At 61.8% G+C, this 16,915-nt stretch carries 14 protein-coding genes; 9 read left to right on the top strand and 5 right to left on the bottom strand.

Translation table 11 applies throughout. The annotated features are described in order from the left end of the window. The first annotated feature begins 207 nt into the window (after nucleotides 1–207). From AC1RAC_RS26870 to pcaC, 9 genes are all read left to right on the top strand, one after another. A complete protein-coding gene (locus AC1RAC_RS26870) occupies nucleotides 208–1,065 on the top strand; it encodes a CoA transferase subunit A (protein ID WP_003189300.1) in 858 nt (285 codons plus the stop codon). Beyond that, nucleotides 1,065–1,844, top strand: coding sequence for a CoA-transferase subunit beta (locus AC1RAC_RS26865; protein WP_034125965.1), 780 nt, complete (start codon nucleotides 1,065–1,067; stop codon nucleotides 1,842–1,844). The genes AC1RAC_RS26870 and AC1RAC_RS26865 overlap by 1 nt, the downstream gene beginning before the upstream one ends. Beyond that, entirely contained in the window at nucleotides 1,841–3,043 is a 1,203-nt protein-coding gene (pcaF, locus tag AC1RAC_RS26860; RefSeq protein WP_172415466.1) for a 3-oxoadipyl-CoA thiolase, read from the top strand. The genes AC1RAC_RS26865 and pcaF overlap by 4 nt, the downstream gene beginning before the upstream one ends. A 21-nt stretch (nucleotides 3,044–3,064) precedes the next feature. Continuing rightward, nucleotides 3,065–3,769, top strand: coding sequence for a protocatechuate 3,4-dioxygenase subunit beta (pcaH, locus tag AC1RAC_RS26855; protein WP_236454991.1), 705 nt, complete (start codon nucleotides 3,065–3,067; stop codon nucleotides 3,767–3,769). Between the two features lies 1 nt (nucleotide 3,770). Next, the gene (gene pcaG, locus AC1RAC_RS26850) at nucleotides 3,771–4,337 is read left to right on the top strand and encodes a protocatechuate 3,4-dioxygenase subunit alpha (protein ID WP_034125967.1); all 567 of its coding nucleotides are present in this window, start codon (nucleotides 3,771–3,773) and stop codon (nucleotides 4,335–4,337) included. 226 nt (nucleotides 4,338–4,563) lie between these two features. Next, a complete protein-coding gene (locus tag AC1RAC_RS26845; RefSeq protein ID WP_032893116.1) occupies nucleotides 4,564–5,859 on the top strand; it encodes an MFS family transporter in 1,296 nt (431 codons plus the stop codon). Nucleotides 5,860–5,869: 10 nt separating this feature from the next. Continuing rightward, nucleotides 5,870–7,234: a 3-carboxy-cis,cis-muconate cycloisomerase gene (locus tag AC1RAC_RS26840; protein WP_127881197.1), complete on the top strand. Its 1,365-nt coding sequence runs from the start codon at nucleotides 5,870–5,872 to the stop codon at nucleotides 7,232–7,234. A 10-nt stretch (nucleotides 7,235–7,244) separates the two neighbouring features. After that, complete coding sequence (gene pcaD, locus AC1RAC_RS26835; RefSeq protein WP_127881198.1) at nucleotides 7,245–8,036, top strand: 3-oxoadipate enol-lactonase; 792 nt, start codon at nucleotides 7,245–7,247, stop codon at nucleotides 8,034–8,036. A 10-nt stretch (nucleotides 8,037–8,046) separates the two neighbouring features. Next, entirely contained in the window at nucleotides 8,047–8,445 is a 399-nt protein-coding gene (gene pcaC, locus AC1RAC_RS26830) for a 4-carboxymuconolactone decarboxylase (RefSeq protein WP_003189316.1), read from the top strand. A 129-nt stretch (nucleotides 8,446–8,574) separates the two neighbouring features. On the opposite strand, the gene AC1RAC_RS26825 is transcribed toward pcaC, so the two are convergent. The 5 genes from AC1RAC_RS26825 to AC1RAC_RS26805 form a co-directional block, all read right to left on the bottom strand. Continuing rightward, on the bottom strand, nucleotides 8,575–9,474 hold the full coding sequence (locus tag AC1RAC_RS26825; RefSeq protein ID WP_236454987.1) for a polysaccharide deacetylase family protein: 900 nt from the start codon (nucleotides 9,472–9,474) through the stop codon (nucleotides 8,575–8,577). An 82-nt stretch (nucleotides 9,475–9,556) separates the two neighbouring features. Then, entirely contained in the window at nucleotides 9,557–10,807 is a 1,251-nt protein-coding gene (locus AC1RAC_RS26820; protein WP_106117941.1) for an OprD family porin, read from the bottom strand. A 181-nt stretch (nucleotides 10,808–10,988) separates the two neighbouring features. Beyond that, entirely contained in the window at nucleotides 10,989–12,446 is a 1,458-nt protein-coding gene (gene adeC / locus AC1RAC_RS26815) for an AdeC/AdeK/OprM family multidrug efflux complex outer membrane factor (protein ID WP_127881201.1), read from the bottom strand. Next, nucleotides 12,443–15,604, bottom strand: coding sequence for an efflux RND transporter permease subunit (locus AC1RAC_RS26810; protein WP_034125973.1), 3,162 nt, complete (start codon nucleotides 15,602–15,604; stop codon nucleotides 12,443–12,445). The genes adeC and AC1RAC_RS26810 overlap by 4 nt, the downstream gene beginning before the upstream one ends. Nucleotides 15,605–15,607: 3 nt before the next feature. Continuing rightward, entirely contained in the window at nucleotides 15,608–16,756 is a 1,149-nt protein-coding gene (locus AC1RAC_RS26805) for an efflux RND transporter periplasmic adaptor subunit (protein ID WP_057975641.1), read from the bottom strand. Between the last annotated feature and the right edge of the window lie 159 nt (nucleotides 16,757–16,915).

Genomic DNA, 16,915 nt, shown 5'->3' with positions numbered 1-16,915 from the left:
GCGGTGCTGAATCCACTCGCGCCATCGCAGGCAAGCCAGCTCCCACATTGACCCTGTTCCTTACGATGGTTAGTTAAGTAACAATCGGTTCGATAATCGAACACTCAGTCGATTATCGGATTGTTCGGCCCATTTCCCCGGCTTAATCTTCAAGCACTTCGGCGCCACTTCAGCGCCTTTTTCGATCAACACCGGGAGCCCAACCCCATGGCTGAAATCCTCACCCTGCGTGATGCGGTCAAGCGCTTCGTGAACGACGGCGATACCGTCGCCCTCGAAGGCTTCACCCACCTGATCCCTACGGCCGCAGGCCATGAAATCATTCGTCAGGGCAAGAAAGACCTGACGCTGGTGCGCATGACGCCTGACCTGATCTACGACCAGTTGATCGGTGCCGGCTGTGCGCGCAAGTTGATTTTCTCCTGGGGCGGCAACCCGGGCGTGGGTTCCCTGCATCGGCTGCGCGACGCGGTAGAGAAACAATGGCCGCAAGCGCTGGAGATCGAAGAGCACAGCCACGCCGACCTGGCCAATGCCTACGTCGCCGGTGCCTCCGGCCTGCCGTTCGCGGTGTTGCGTGCCTACGCCGGTTCCGACTTGCCCAAGGTCAACCCGCTGATCAAAACCGTCACCTGTCCCTTCACCGGCGAAGTGCTGGCGGCGGTGCCGTCGGTGCGTCCGGACATTACCGTGATTCATGCGCAGAAAGCCGACCGCAAAGGCAACGTGCTGCTCTGGGGCATTCTCGGGGTGCAGAAGGAAGCGGCCCTGGCGGCCAAGCGCTGCATCGTCACCGTCGAGGAAATCGTCGACGACCTGAATGCGCCGATGAACAGCTGCGTGCTGCCGACCTGGGCGCTGACGGCGGTGTGTCACGTACCCGGTGGTGCCCATCCGTCCTACGCGCACGGCTACAACGAGCGGGATAACCGTTTCTACCAGGCGTGGGACCCGATTGCCCGCGACCGCGGCACCTTTACCGCCTGGATCGACGAATATATCCACGGCACTGCCGACTTCAGTGAATTCCAGGCCAAGCTGGCCACCGCGCAGGAGGCTAAGTAATGGCTTACTCCACCAATGAAATGATGACCGTCGCCGCCGCACGTCGCCTCAAGAACGGCTCGGTGTGCTTCGTTGGCATCGGCCTGCCATCCAAGGCGGCCAACCTGGCGCGCCTGACGTCCTCGCCGGATGTGGTGCTGATCTACGAGTCGGGCCCGATTGGGGCCAAGCCCAGTGTGTTGCCGCTGTCCATCGGTGATGGCGAGCTGGCGGAGACCGCCGACACTGTGGTGCCCACCGGTGAGATCTTTCGCTACTGGCTGCAGGGCGGACGCATTGATGTCGGTTTTCTCGGCGCGGCCCAGGTCGACCGTTTCGGCAATATCAACACCACCGTGGTCGGTGATTATCACCAGCCCAAAGTGCGTTTGCCGGGTGCCGGTGGCGCGCCGGAAATCGCAGGTTCGGCCAAGAGCGTGTTGATCATCCTTAAGCAGTCGTCCCGTTCGTTTGTCGACAAACTCGATTTCATCACCTCTGTGGGGCACGGCGAAGGTGGCGACTCACGCAAGCGTCTGGGCCTGCCCGGCGCCGGCCCGGTAGGCATCATTACCGACCTGTGCATCATGGAGCCGGAGGAGGGCAGCCATGAGTTCGTGGTCACTGCGCTGCATCCGGGCGTGACCCGCGAGCAAGTGATCGCCGCCACCGGCTGGGCGATTCGCTTTGCCGACCAGGTGAGCACCACCGCTGAACCCACCGAGACCGAACTGACCGCCCTGCGTGACCTCGAAGCGCGCACCGCGGCTGCCCACGGCCAAGCACCGGGAGAAGCCTGATGCGCGAGGTTTTTATCTGTGATGCCATTCGCACACCTATCGGCCGTTTCGGCGGTGGCCTGTCCACGGTGCGTGCCGACGACCTGGCGGCGCTGCCGATCAAGGCGCTGATCGAGCGCAACCCGTCGGTGGACTGGAGCGCCGTAGACGAAGTCTTCCTCGGCTGCGCCAACCAGGCAGGTGAAGACAACCGCAACGTGGCACGCATGGCGTTGCTGCTGGCGGGGCTGCCGGAAAGTATTCCTGGAGTGACCCTCAACCGCCTGTGCGCCTCGGGCATGGATGCCATCGGCACCGCTTTTCGTGCGATTGCCAGTGGTGAAATGGAGCTGGCGATTGCCGGTGGCGTCGAATCGATGTCCCGCGCTCCGTTTGTGATGGGCAAGGCCGACGCGGCGTTCTCGCGCAACATGAAGTTGGAAGACACCACCATTGGCTGGCGCTTTATCAACCCGCTGATGAAGGCCCAGTATGGCGTGGATGCCATGCCGCAGACGGCCGATAACGTGGCCGATGACTATCAGGTTTCCCGCGTCGACCAGGACGCTTTCGCCCTGCGCAGCCAGCAACGCACCGCCGCTGCCCAGGCCGCCGGGTTTTTTGCCGAGGAAATCGTTCCGGTGCGGGTCGCCCATAAAAAAGGCGAAACCCTGGTGGAACACGATGAACACCCACGGGACACCACGTTGGAAGCCCTGGCCAAGCTCAAGCCGGTCAACGGCGCGGACAAGACCGTCACTGCTGGCAATGCCTCGGGCGTCAACGATGGCGCCGCCGCGCTGATCCTCGCCAGCGCCGAGGCCGTCAAGCAACACGGCCTCACCGCCCGCGCCCGTGTGCTGGGCATGGCCAGTGCTGGTGTAGCCCCGCGCGTGATGGGCATCGGCCCGGTGCCGGCGGTGCGCAAACTGGTGGAGCGCCTTGGGTTGGCTGTCACCGACTTTGATGTGATCGAACTCAACGAAGCCTTCGCCAGCCAAGGCCTGGCGGTGCTGCGCGAGCTGGGTATTGCGGACGATGCGCCCCAGGTCAACCCCAACGGCGGCGCCATTGCCCTCGGCCATCCCTTGGGGATGAGTGGTGCGCGTTTGGTACTGACGGCCCTGCACCAATTGGAAAAAACCGGCGGCAGCAAAGGCCTGGCGACCATGTGCGTGGGCGTCGGCCAAGGCTTGGCCCTGGCGATTGAACGCGTCTGATCAATAAAAGAGGATTGCTCCATGAGTGACAAGCCCGGTTATCGGCGCCCGCAAGCGGGCACTCAACCTGATTACCTGCACCCGGCGTATCAGTCGACGAACCTGCGTTCGCCGTCCCAGCCTTTGGTGTTCCTGCCCCATTCCTTGTCGGAAATCACCGGCCCGACCATCGGCGCCGAACGTATCAATGAGAAGGACAACGACCTGACAGCCCAGCATGACGGCGAGCCGCAAGGCGAGCGCATCATCATTCATGGCCGTGTGCTGGACGAAAACGGCCTGCCAGTGCCGGGCATCCTCGTGGAGATCTGGCAGGCCAATGCCGCCGGCCGCTACAACCACAAGCGCGACCTGCACGATGCACCCCTGGACCCGAACTTCACCGGCACCGGGCGCACCGTCACCGACGCCGACGGCTGGTACCAGTTCCAGACCATCAAGCCCGGCGCCTACCCGTGGGGCAACCACCACAACGCCTGGCGCCCGGCGCATATCCACTTTTCGCTGTTCGGCCCCAGCGTGCTGACGCGCCTGGTGACGCAAATGTATTTCCCGGGCGACCCGTTGCTGGAATACGACCCGATCTACAACTGCGTGCCGGATACCAGCGCCAAGCAACGCTTGATCGCTAGCTTCGACCTGGAAAAAACCATTCCTTCCTATGCCCTCGGCTACCGCTGGGACATCGTCCTGCGCGGCCGCGACGCCACGCCGATGGAGAAATGAGATGACACTCAACGCGACCACGTCCCACACCGTCGGGCCGTATTACCACATTGGCCTGACCTGGCTGAACCGTGAAGACCTGACCGTCACCGCCACCCTCGGCGAACGCGTGGCGATCAGTGGGCAAGTGGTGGACGGCAACGGTGATGTCGTCAACGACGCCATGCTGGAAGTCTGGCAGGCCAACGCCGTCGGCAAATATGCTCACCCCGAAGACGAGCAGGACAAAGCGCTCGACCCGAACTTCGAAGGCTTCGGCCGCGTGCCGGTGGATGCCGAAGGGCGTTTTCGTTTTACCACCATCAAGCCGGGCAGTGTGCCGGGGCTCAAGGGCACCACCCAGGCGCCGCATTTGGTGGTGCTGGTGTTTGCCCGTGGGTTGGTGAAGCACTTGCTGACGCGGATTTATTTTGACGGTGAGGCCTTGAACGGCGATGACCCGTTGCTGGCGTGTGTGCCGGCAGGACGTCGTGGCACCTTGATTGCCCAGGCGGATGCGGCAGGGGTATATCAGTGGAATGTGATTTTGCAGGGCACAGATAAGGAAACGGTGTTCTTCGACTATTGAGTTGGCTGTTGACGATCGTTCCCACGCTCTGCGTGGTAATGCATCCCGTGACGCTGCGCGTCACCCGCGAACGGCAGGACGCGGAGCGTCCCATGCGGCATTCCCACGCAGAGCGTGGGAACGATCAGGGTGAGGCTCAGGCTCCACCTATCCAAAAGTCTGCTTGCGGAACAGGGTTGTTGCAAAGTATGTCTAGGCTATAACCGTTCCCACTGAGTAAAAAAACATGACAACAAAAACCAGCCACTACACCGGAGAAGAACGCAGCAAACGGATCTTTGCGATTGTCGGTGCGTCCTCCGGCAACCTGGTCGAATGGTTCGACTTCTACGTCTATGCCTTCTGCGCGATTTATTTTGCCCCGGCGTTTTTCCCCTCGGACGACCCCACGGTGCAGTTGCTCAACACCGCCGGTGTGTTTGCCGCCGGGTTCCTGATGCGACCGATCGGTGGCTGGTTGTTTGGCCGGGTGGCCGACAAGCACGGGCGCAAGAACTCGATGATGATCTCGGTGCTGATGATGTGCGGCGGCTCCCTGGTCATCGCCTTCCTGCCCACTTACAACGACATCGGTGCCTGGGCCCCGGCGCTGCTGTTGGTGGCACGACTGTTCCAGGGCTTGTCGGTGGGCGGCGAATACGGCACCACGGCCACCTACATGAGTGAAGTCGCGCTCAAGGGCCAGCGTGGCTTCTTTGCTTCGTTCCAGTACGTGACCCTGATCGGCGGCCAGTTGCTGGCGGTGCTGGTGGTGGTGATCCTGCAACAGATCCTCACCGAAGAAGAACTGCGTGCCTGGGGCTGGCGCATCCCGTTTGTGATCGGCGCCATAGCCGCCGTGATCTCCCTGCTGCTGCGTCGCACCCTGAAAGAAACCACCAGCAAGGAAATGCGCGAAGACAAGGACGCCGGTAGTATCGTCGCGCTGTTTCGCGACCACGGCAAAGCTTTCATTACGGTGCTGGGCTACACCGCCGGCGGCTCGCTGATTTTCTATACCTTCACCACCTACATGCAGAAGTACCTGGTGAATACCGTGGGCATGCACGCCAAGACGTCGAGCTACATCATGACCGGCGCGCTGTTCCTGTACATGTGCATGCAGCCGCTGTTCGGCATGTTGGCCGACAAGATCGGCCGGCGTAATTCGATGCTCTGGTTTGCCGGCCTTGGCACGCTGTTTACCGTGCCGATCCTGCTGACCTTGAAAACCGTGACCAGCCCGTTTTTGGCGTTTGTGCTGATCACCCTGGCCTTGGCGATTGTCAGCTTCTACACCTCCATCAGCGGCCTGGTCAAAGCGGAGATGTTCCCGCCCCAGGTGCGTGCCTTGGGCGTGGGCCTGGCCTATGCGGTGGCTAACGCGGTGTTTGGCGGTTCGGCAGAAGTGGTTGCGCTGAGCCTCAAATCCATCGGCATGGAAAACACCTTTTATTGGTACGTCACCGCGATGATGGCGGTGGCCTTCCTGTTCAGCTTGCGCCTGCCGAAACAGGCGGCGTACCTGCATCACGATCTGTAAGGGATGAGTTATGACGTTGCGCACGAGCAATCAACTGTTCGACGCTTATTTCACCGCTGACAGCATGGCCGAGGTGTTCTGTGACCAGGGGCGCTTGCAGGGCATGCTGGATTTCGAGGCGGCGCTGGCTCGGGCGCAGGCCCGGGTTGGGTTGATTCCCCAGGCCGCCGTCGCACCGATTGCCCAGGCGTGCCTGGCGTCGCTGTATGACGTGGACGCCCTTGGCAGCGCGATTGCCACGGCGGGCAACTCTGCGATTCCATTGGTGAAGGCGTTGGGCAAGTTGATCGCCAGTGAGGATGCCGACGCCGAGCGTTATGTCCACCTGGGCGCAACCAGTCAGGATGTGATGGACACCGGCCTGGTGCTGCAACTGCGCCGTGGGGTGGAATTGATCGAGGCCGACCTGGCTCGCCTGGGGGAGGTGTTGGCCGCCCAGGCTCAGCGTTACGCCAGCGTGCCGTTGGCCGGACGCACCTGGTTGCAGCACGCGACACCGGTCACCTTGGGGATGAAAATCGCCGGTTGGCTGGGCGCGGTGACGCGCAGTCGCCAGCGCCTGGCCGAGTTGAAGCCGCGCCTGCTGGTGATGCAATTTGGCGGCGCCTCGGGCACCTTGGCCGCGCTCGGCGAACACGCCATGCCTGTGGCCGAGGCCTTGGCTGCCGAGTTGCAACTGGGCTTGCCGGAGCAACCCTGGCACACCCAGCGTGACCGCCTGGTGGAGTTTGCCAGCCTGCTTGGCCTGATCGCCGGTAGCCTCGGCAAATTGGGCCGCGATATCAGCCTGCTGATGCAGACCGAAGCGGCGGAGGTGTTCGAGCCTTCGGCGCCGGGCAAGGGCGGTTCGTCCACCATGCCGCACAAGCGTAACCCGGTGGGCGCCGCGGTGCTGATCAGCGCGGCCACCCGCGTACCGGGTCTGGTGGCGACAATGTTCAGCGCCATGCCCCAGGAGCACGAACGCAGCCTGGGCTTGTGGCACGCCGAATGGGAAACCTTGCCAGAGATTTGCCGCTTGGTGTCCGGTGCCTTGCATCAGGCAATTCTGGTCAGTGAAGGGCTGGAGGTGAATGCCGAACGCATGGCACACAACCTCGGCCTGACTCAGGGCCTGGTACTGGCCGAAGCGGTGAGTATCGTGCTCGCCCAACGCTTGGGCCGCGACACTGCGCACCATCTGCTGGAGCAGTGCTGCAAACGTGCGGTCGCCGAGCAGCGCCATTTGCGCGCGGTACTGGCGGATGAGCCGCACGTCACCGCCGAGCTGTCGGCGGCTGAACTGGATCGCCTGCTCGACCCTGCCCACTACCTGGGCCAGGCGTCTACCTGGGTCACGCGTGCGGTGACCGAACATTTTGCTTTGACTGCCTGAGGAGAACGCTGTGGCTTTTGTACAACTCGCCGAGGGCGAACTGCATTACCAACTCGAGGGGCCCGCCGACGCACCGGTACTGGTGCTGTCCAATTCCCTGGGTACCGACCTGCATATGTGGGATCTTCAGATCCCGGCCTTCACCGAGCATTTTCGTGTGCTGCGTTTCGACACCCGTGGCCACGGCCAATCCCTGGTGACCGAGGGGCCTTACAGCATCGAGCAACTGGGTGCAGACGTGCTCGCACTGCTGGATGCGCTGGATATCCAGAAGGCACATTTTTGCGGATTGTCCATGGGCGGCTTGATCGGCCAATGGCTGGGCATTCATGCCGGCGAGCGCCTGCAACGCCTGGTGGTGTGTAATACCGCGGCCAAGATCGGCACGCCCGAGGTGTGGAACCCGCGTATCGAAATGGTCCTGCGTGATGGCGCCGCCGCGATGGTGGCGCTGCGCGATGCGTCGATTGCGCGCTGGTTCACCGCAGATTTCGCCGCTGCCAACCCGCACCAGGCCAAGCAGATCACCGATATGCTCGCAGCCACTTCGCCCGAGGGGTATGCCGCCAACTGCGGCGCCGTGCGCGATGCGGATTTTCGTGAGCAATTGTCCTCGATCAAGGTGCCGACCCTGGTGATTGCCGGCACCGAAGACGCGGTAACGCCGCCAGCCGGCGGCCACTTTATCCAGAGCCATGTGCAGGGCGCCGAGTACGCCGAGTTCTATGCGGCGCACCTGTCCAACGTTCAGGCCGGTGCTGCGTTCAGCGACCGGGTGATCGAATTTCTGCTGGCCCGCTGAGGAGCTATTTGTGGACGAGAAACAACGTTACGCCGAGGGCCTGCAGGTGCGCCGCGAAGTACTGGGCGATGCCCATGTCGACCGCAGCCTCAATGCCCTGACCGAGTTCAACAGCGAGTTCCAGGAAATGATCACTCGCCACGCCTGGGGTGACATCTGGACCCGCCCCGGCCTGCCTCGGCATACCCGCAGCCTGATCACCATCGCAATGCTGATCGGCATGAACCGCAGTGAAGAACTGAAACTGCACCTGCGTGCCGCCGCCAGCAACGGCGTGACCCGCGCCGAGATCAAGGAAGTGCTGATGCAGAGTGCGATCTACTGCGGGATTCCGGCAGCGAATGCGACGTTTCATTTGGCTGAGTCAGTGTGGGATGAGTTGGGTGTGGAGTCCCGCCAACAAGACTGAATGTGAAAGGCGATCACCTGTGGGAGCTGGCTTGCCTGCGATTGCAGCGACGAGGTCTGACTGGGGACCGTGTTGTCTGCAATCGCAGGCAAGCCAGCTCCCACAGGGGATCGTCACAGGTTTAAGGTATTAGTGGGAATCAGCATCCCACAGCCAATTCCACACCCCCGGCAGATGCACCGGCTCGTTCACAGCCTTGACCGTACGGGCCAGCGCTGCGCGTTCCAGCGCGGCGTGGTCGGTGTAGAACGGCTGGACGGCGGTCTTCAAACCGTTGACCCGTGCGCTGTCCATCAGAATCTGCAAGTACTCCTGCATATGCCGCGCGGTGTAGCGGTTGATGTCATGGAAGGTGACCACTACCGGGATCACACCCTCCACTGTCGGTAGTTCACCCAAGGCGATGCGTTCGCGTACCACCGACAGTTGCCGATACAGGTTGGCCCGCCGACGCGGGCTGGCGTTGAAGCCCCAGATCTTGCCGTCATTGGCACTCAAGTCCGTCAGCAGTACGTGCATGCCGTGGCGTTGGTAGGCGGCGAAGGTGCGCTTGTCGTAGTTCCAGAAGGGGGGGCGTACCAGCACGGGGGGCGCGCCCGTGATGGCGGCAATGTCTGCGGCCCCTTCGGTAAGGGTGTGTTCCAGGGTGGCGTCGTTCAGCCAGCGATGATTGGTGTGAAACGCCGTGGCGGTGTGAAAGGCCAGGACATGGCCGGCGGCGAATTCGCGTTCCATGGTCTTGCGCCCCCGGGCACTGCCGCCGGAGCGAGCGGCTTCGGTCTGCAGGAAGAACACCGCCTTGATCCCCGGCAGCACCGGGTTGTTGGCCAGGTCCGCCACTACCGAACGGCTCGGATTGTTGTAGCCCGAGGCGCTTGGGCCGTCATCGAAGGTCAGCAAAAAGCGGATCGGCGCCTGGGCCAGCAGGCGCTGTTCGGTCTGTGGCGTCAGGGCGATGGGGGCGCTGATGCAGCCCCCCATGCTCAAGGCCAGGGCAAACAGTGCGATTGCTGTAGCGAAGGATTTCATGCCGTGCAGGGCTCGAGTAAAGGCCGCTGCTGGGGGGATCAGCAGCGGCAGGCGCGCACCATACAGTAAGTGCTATGCCGGTTTACAGCAGACTGATCGGATAGCTGACGATCAACCGGTTCTCATCGAACTCGTTGTTGCTGTAGTCCCTGCGCATGCTCGAATTGCGCCAGCGCACGTTGAGGTTTTTCAGCGTGCCGCTTTGCACCGTATAGCCTACTTCGGTCTCGCGGCCCCATTCCTTGCCGTCGGTGATGGTGCCGGTGTGTACGTTGCTGCCGCTGATATAGCGGTTCATCAGGGTCAGGCCCGGTACGCCGAGGGCGGCGAAGTTGTAGTCGTGGCGAACCTGCCAGGATTTCTCCTGCGCGTTGTCGTAGCTGGAGTTGTAGCTGTCGTTGGCCAGGGTGCCGCCGCTGGTGCCGTTGACGCGCATCCAGGCACTGTCGCCGGTGAGTTTTTGCAGGCCGACGTAGAAGGTGTTGCCGCCGTACCTGGCCGAGAACAAACCGGACCAGGTTTTGTTGTCCAGGTCCCCGGCACGGGCGCTGCCGTCGTCCTTGCCGTAGAAGAAGCCCAGGTTGGCGCCCAGGGTCCAGTCGCCCACAGGCTGGCTGTGGATCAGATTGACGAACTGCTGGCTGTAGATGTCCTTGAGCTGGGCATTCCACACGCCGACTTGGGTGTGTTTGTCGTTGAACGCGTATTCGGCGCCCTGGAAATTGAAACGGTCGGAGGTGAAGGCGGTTTTGCCGAACATCGACATGTCGCTCATGCTGCCGTCGTCCCGCGGGCTGTTGGCGCGGAATTGGCCGCCATAGAGGGTCAGGCCGTCGATTTCCTTCGAGGTGATCTGCCCACCACGCAGGGTCTGTGGCAGGGAGCGGCCATCGTCGGAACGCAGGATCGGCAGCACCGGCATCCATTCGCCCACCTTCAACTCGGTCTTGGAAAAGCGCGCCTTGAATGCCACGCCCAGCCGACCAAATTCATCGGCTGGCCGACCGTCATGGTCCAGCGGCAGCAACTGCGTGCCGCCCGTGCCACGCCCGCCATCAAGCTTGAGCGAGTACAAGCCCAGCACATCCACACCAAAACCGACTGTGCCTTGGGTGAACCCGGACTTGGCGTCGAGAATGAAACTTTGCGTCCACTCCTGCGCGCCACCCTGAGCCTTCGTAGGATTGGTGTAGTTGCGGTTGAAGAAGAAATTACGCAGGTTGAGGTTGGCGCTGGCGTCTTCGAGAAAGCCGTGATCCTGGGCGAGAACGGGCAGGGCAGAACTGGCGACAGCAGCCGCCAGCAACAGCTGGCGCGGTTGGAAAGTGCTCATGGTGTGAACCTGTTGTTATTGGGTTTATGCAGGTGGCGGCCATGGTGCGCGGCGGTGCGGGGGCGATGAAAGTGGGGGAAGGCGGGTTGTGGGCGATGATCGAACGTAAGTTGTACGGGCAACAATGCAGGCATAAAAAAACCGCTTCCGGTGAGGGAAGCGGTTTTTCACACCCGCGCTATCAGAACAACTTCAACGGCGGTGCTTCTTCTTTCAATGGCTCGTTCTTCGCAGTCTGCTCGTTCCAGCCACCGCCGAGGGCCTTGTACAGGTTGACCTCGCTGGTGAGCTGCGCCAGGCGGTCGGTGATCAGCGATTGCTGGGCACTGAACAGTTGGCGCTGGGCGTCGAGGAAGGTCAGGTTGCTGTCGACACCAATGCGGTAGCGACGCTCGGCCAGGCGGTAGTAATCCTGGTTAGCCTCGACGAAGCCGCGTTGGGCATCCAGTTGCTGCTTGTAGGTCGCACGCGCGGCCAAGCCGTCGGAGACTTCCTGGAAGCCGGTCTGGATGGCCTTCTCATAGTTGGCCACGTTGATCTCTTTCTGGATCTTCGAGTAGTCCAGGCTTGCGCGCAGGCTACCGGCGTTGAAGATCGGGATGTTGATCTGCGGGGCAAACGCCCAGGTCCCCGAACCGCCTTTGAACAGGCCACCCAGGGTAGGGCTGGCAGTACCGGCGCTGGCGGTCAGGCTGATGCTCGGGAAGAACGCCGCACGGGCCGCGCCGATGTTGGCGTTGGCGGCCTTGAGGTTGTACTCGGCTTGCACGATGTCTGGGCGACGTTGCAGCAGGTCCGAGGGCAACCCGGCAGGCACTTCGCTGAGCAGGTCATCGGACAGCGGCTTGCTGGCGATATTCGCCGGCAGGCCGGTGCCCAGCAGCAGGGTCAGGCTGTTTTCGTCCTGGGCCACCTGGCGGGTGTAACGCGCCAGTTGCACACGGGCGTTTTCCACCGAGGTGCGTGCCTGGCTGAGGTCGAGGGCCGAGGCCACGCCGACTTCATTGCTGCGCGAGGTGAGCTTGTAGCTTTGCTCGAACGCGGCCAGGGTGTCCTGGGTCAGCTTGAGCAGCTCCTTGTCGGCCTGCCAGGTCAGGTAGGCATTGGCCACGCTGGCCACCAGGCTGATTTGGGTGCTGCGGCGCGCTTCTTCAGTGGCGAAGTACTTTTGCAGCGCTTCTTCACTGAGGCTGCGCACGCGGCCGAACAGGTCCAGCTCATACGAACTGATGCCAAGGCCCGCCGAGTACTGGCTGGCGATGGTCGATTCGCCGGTCTGCGACAGCTTGGCCGGGGTGCGCGAACGGCTGCCGTTACCGGTGGCCGATACCGCCGGGAACAGGTCGGCACGCTGGATCTGGTATTGCGCTGCATAGGCGTCGATGTTCAGCGCCGCGACACGCAGGTCACGGTTGTTCACCAACGCGGTCTGGATCAATTGCTGCAGGGCAGGGTCATGGAAAAACTGCTTCCAGCCTTGCTCGGCAGCGGCCTGGCTCGGCGCCTGGGCCGACGAATACGCCGGCCCCTGCGGGAACTGCGCGGCCACCGGCGCTTCGGGACGCTGATAGTCAGGTATCAGCGAGCAGCCACTGAGCACGAATGCGGTGACGGCTAGGGAAAGTAGCGACTTGCTCATTGGCCAGCCTCTTTAGGAGTTTCAGTAGTGTCTTTCTTTTTGCGTTCGCCAGCGGCGGACACGGTTGCGTAGAACAGTGGCACCCAGAAGATCGCCAGCACAGTGGCCGTGATCATACCGCCGATAACGCCGGTACCGATTGCGTGCTGGCTGCCTGAACCGGCGCCGGTGGAGATTGCCAGCGGCAATACGCCGAGCATGAACGCCAACGAGGTCATGATGATCGGGCGCAGACGCATGCGGGATGCTTCGATAGCCGCCTCGACGATGCCTTTGCCTTGCTCATGCAGTTCCTTGGCGAATTCCACGATGAGGATGGCGTTTTTCGCCGCCAGGCCCACCGTCACCAACAGGCCCACCTGGAAGAACACGTCGTTGGACAAGCCGCGCATGCTGGTGGCGATCAGTGCACCGATCACACCCAGAGGTACAACCAGAATCACCGCGATCGGGATCGACCAGCTTTCGTACAGTGCCGCCAGGCACAAGAACACGACCAGCAGCGACAGTGCGTACAGTGCTGGCGCCTGGGAACCGGAAAGGCGTTCTTCGTACGACAGGCCTGTCCAGGCGTAACCGACACCGGCCGGCAGTTCTTTGGCGATGCGTTCGACTTCGGCCATCGCATCACCGGTACTGTAGCCCGGTGCCGGGGTACCGAGGATTTCCATCGCCGCTACACCGTTGTATCGCGAAAGCTTGGGCGAACCGTAGATCCACTTGCCCGACGAGATGGCCGACAGCGGCACCATTTTCCCGTCGTTGCTGCGCACGTACCATTTGTCCAGGTCTTCGGGCGACATCCGGCTGGCGGCGTCGCCTTGTACATACACCTTCTTCACGCGACCACGGTCGATGAAGTCGTTGATGTAGCTACCACCCAAGGCAATGGCCAGGGTCTGCTGGATATCCGCCAGGCTGATGCCTTGGGCACTGGCTTTCTCGTCGTCAACGGTCAGCTCGTACTGCGGCTCGTCGTTCACGCCGTTAGGACGCACGCCGGCCAGCACCTTGCTTTGTGCCGCCGCACCCAGGAACTGGTTACGTGCAGCCATCAGCTTGTCGTGGCCGACGCCACCCTGGTCTTGCAGGAACACGTCGAAACCCGTGGCGTTACCCAACTCCAGCACCGAAGGCGGCACGATGGCGAAAACCATGGCGTCCTTGAAGGCCCCGAAGAAGTAACCCTGGGCACGCTTGGCCACTTCGAACACCGACTGGCTCGAATCACGCTCATCCCACGGCTTGAGCATCACGAACGCAAGCCCGGAGCTCTGGCCACGACCGGCGAAGTTGAAGCCGTTCACGGTAAACACCGACTTCACCGCCTTGCCTTCGCCTGGCTCGCCTTCCTTGTCGTTCAGCAGGAAGGCGCGCATGTCGTCGACGACTTTCTGCGTGCGCTCAGCCGAAGCACCGACCGGTGTCTGCACCTGGGCGAAGATCACACCCTGGTCTTCCTCAGGCAGGAACGCGCTTGGAATACGGGTGAACATCCAGATCATGCCGGCCAGGATCAGCGCATACACCAGGAATGCCGGGATCTTGTGCTTGATCATGCCGCCCACGCCGCGCTCGTACTTGAGTACGCCACGGTCGAAGGTGCGGTTGAACCAGCCGAAGAAGCCGCGCTTGGGCTGGCCGTGTTTTTCCGGATCAATCGGCTTGAGCATGGTGGCGCACAAAGCCGGGGTGAAGATCAGGGCAACCAGCACCGACAACGCCATCGCCGAAACGATGGTGATGGAGAACTGCCGGTAGATCACACCGGTGGAACCACCGAAGAACGCCATCGGCAGCAGTACCGCCGACAGTACCAGGGCAATACCCACCAGGGCACCCTGGATCTGGCCCATGGACTTGATCGTTGCTTCCTTGGGCGACAGGTGCTCCTCGGCCATTACCCGTTCGACGTTTTCCACCACGACGATGGCATCGTCCACCAGCAAGCCGATGGCCAGGATCATGCCGAACATGGTCAAGGTGTTGATGGTGAAGCCGCACGCCGCCAGGATCCCGAAGGTACCCAGCAATACCACCGGTACGGTCATGGTGGTGATGATGGTGGCACGGAAGTTCTGCAGGAACAGGAACATCACCAGGAACACCAGCACGATCGCTTCGACCAGAGTGTGAACCACACCGGAGATCGATTCGGTCACGACCGGGGTGGTGTCATACGGCACCACCGCCTTCATGCCAGGCGGGAAGAACGGCTCCAGGGACTTCACTGTTTCGCGGATGGCCTTGCCGGTGTCCAGTGCGTTGGCACCGGCCGCCAGCTTGATCGCCATACCCGAGGCCGGCTTGCCGTTGAACTGTGCACTGATGCTGTAGTTCTGGCCGCCCAGTTCGATGCGCGCGACGTCACCCAGGCGAACCTGGGAGCCGTCGGTGTTCACCTTCATCAGAATCTTGGCGAATTCTTCGGTGCTTTGCAGGCGCGTCTTGCCGATGATCGTGGCGTTCAGCTGGGTGCCGGGCAGGGCAGGCAGACCGCCCAGTTGACCGGTGGCCACCTGCACGTTCTGGGCCTTGATGGCATTGCTGACGTCCACTGGCGTGAGCTGGTAATTGTTCAGTTTGGCCGGGTCGAGCCAGATACGCATGGCGTACTGCGAACCGAACACCTGGAAGTCACCCACCCCCGCGGTACGCGAGATCGGGTCCTGGATGTTGGACACGATGTAGTTGGAGAGGTCGTCCTTGGTCATGCTGCCGTCTTCCGACACCAGACCGATCACCATCAGGAAGTTCTTCACCGACTTGGTCACGCGGATACCCTGTTGCTGCACTTCTTGCGGCAGCAGTGGGGTGGCCAGGTTCAGCTTGTTCTGTACCTGGACCTGAGCGATATCCGGGTTGGTACCCTGGTTGAACGTCACGGTGATGGTCATGCTGCCGTCGGAGTTACTGTCCGAGGAGACATAACGCAGGTTGTCGATACCGTTGAGCTGTTGCTCGATGACCTGCACCACGGTGTCCTGCACGGTTTGTGCGGACGCGCCTGGGTAGGTCACCTGGATATCAATGGCCGTTGGCGCAATGGCCGGGTATTGGTTGATGGGCAACTTCAGGATCGAGAGTGCCCCGACCAGCATGATCACCAGGGCAATTACCCAGGCGAAAATGGGACGGTCGATAAAAAATTTCGACATGGATTACTCCCCTTGACCAGCAGCGGCAGCAGGCGCTGCGGCAGTACCGGCGGGTTTAGCGTTGGAGGCTTCCGTGACCTTCACCTCGGCGCCTGGCTTGACGTACTGCAAGCCTTCGGTGATGACGCGATCACCGGCATTGAGGCCTTTTTCCACGAGCCAGTAGGCACCGGCGGTACGGTTGGCAACCAGTTCGCGTTGCTCGACCTTGTTGTCCTTGTTCACGATCAGCGCTGTCGGAATGCCACGCAGGTCACGGGTCACGCCTTGTTGCGGAGCCAGGATGGCCTTGCTGTTCACACCGGCCAGCAACTGGGCGTGTACGAACATGCCCGGCAGCAGCACGTGGTCAGGGTTGGGGAACACGGCGCGCAGGGTCACGGAACCGGTGGTCTGGTCGACCGACACTTCGGAGAACTCCAGTTTGCCGTCCTGGGCGTAGGCCGTGCCGTCTTCCAGGGTCAGCTTGACCTTGGCAGCGTTTTCGCCGGCTTTTTCCAGTTGGCCGCTGGCCAGGTCGCGACGCAGCTTGAGCATTTCAGCTGAAGATTGCGTGACGTCGACGTAGATGGGGTCCAGTTGCTGGATCACCGCCATGGCGTCGGCCTGGCCATTGCTGACCAGTGCGCCTTCGGTGACCGAAGAACGGCCAATACGCCCGGAGATCGGCGCGTACACCTTGGTGTAGCGCACGTTGATCTGGGCAGTTTGAACGTTTGCCTCGGCAGTCATGCGGTTGGCAACGGCGGTGTCGTATTCCTGACGGCTGACGGCTTGCTCCTCGACCAATTGCTTGTAGCGATCGGTGATGGACTTGGTCTGGGTCAGGCTCGCTTGTGCGCTTTTGAGCGTGGCTTCATACACCGACGGGTCGATCTGGTAGAGCTGTTGCCCTTCCTTCACGTCGGCGCCTTCCTTGAACAGGCGCTTGAGAATGATGCCGTTGACCTGCGGCCGGACTTCCGCAATGCGAAAGGCCGTGGTGCGGCCTGGCAGCTCGGTGGTCAGGGTATAGGCTTGCGGTTGAATGGTGACCACGCCGACCTGAGGGGTTTGAGCGGGCGGTGCCGCTTCTTCCTTTTTACATCCGCTGAGCAGCGATGCCAGGGCGACGGCAGTGACCAGAGCGGTAACAGCTGGCTTAAGTTGCATGAAGATCCTCGGGTCAGGCGCGCAGAGTGCGCACAAGAAGTGTGGAAGGGTAAAAAACAAGCCGTGAGTGGATAAGTAGCTTGCTACGCAATATACTTACGTTCATGGTTGTTTGTAAACTCTTGACAGGCTTGGCGCAATGTTGACAAAGCACCGCCG

The organism is Pseudomonas sp. GW823-FHT02F05 (assembly GCF_058797315.1).
Note: the sequence above shows the minus strand (reverse complement) of the source record. Positions and strands in the feature narration are given on the sequence as shown.

Coding starts and splice junctions, on each gene's coding strand:
- AC1RAC_RS26870 (WP_003189300.1), top strand. CDS start 208: ATGGCTGAAATCCTCACCCTGCGTGATGCGGTCAAGCGCTTCGTGAAC.
- AC1RAC_RS26865 (WP_034125965.1), top strand. CDS start 1,065: ATGGCTTACTCCACCAATGAAATGATGACCGTCGCCGCCGCACGTCGC.
- pcaH (WP_236454991.1), top strand. CDS start 3,065: ATGAGTGACAAGCCCGGTTATCGGCGCCCGCAAGCGGGCACTCAACCT.
- pcaG (WP_034125967.1), top strand. CDS start 3,771: ATGACACTCAACGCGACCACGTCCCACACCGTCGGGCCGTATTACCAC.
- AC1RAC_RS26845 (WP_032893116.1), top strand. CDS start 4,564: ATGACAACAAAAACCAGCCACTACACCGGAGAAGAACGCAGCAAACGG.
- AC1RAC_RS26840 (WP_127881197.1), top strand. CDS start 5,870: ATGACGTTGCGCACGAGCAATCAACTGTTCGACGCTTATTTCACCGCT.
- AC1RAC_RS26825 (WP_236454987.1), bottom strand. CDS start 9,474: ATGAAATCCTTCGCTACAGCAATCGCACTGTTTGCCCTGGCCTTGAGC.
- AC1RAC_RS26820 (WP_106117941.1), bottom strand. CDS start 10,807: ATGAGCACTTTCCAACCGCGCCAGCTGTTGCTGGCGGCTGCTGTCGCC.
- adeC (WP_127881201.1), bottom strand. CDS start 12,446: ATGAGCAAGTCGCTACTTTCCCTAGCCGTCACCGCATTCGTGCTCAGT.
- AC1RAC_RS26810 (WP_034125973.1), bottom strand. CDS start 15,604: ATGTCGAAATTTTTTATCGACCGTCCCATTTTCGCCTGGGTAATTGCC.
- AC1RAC_RS26805 (WP_057975641.1), bottom strand. CDS start 16,756: ATGCAACTTAAGCCAGCTGTTACCGCTCTGGTCACTGCCGTCGCCCTG.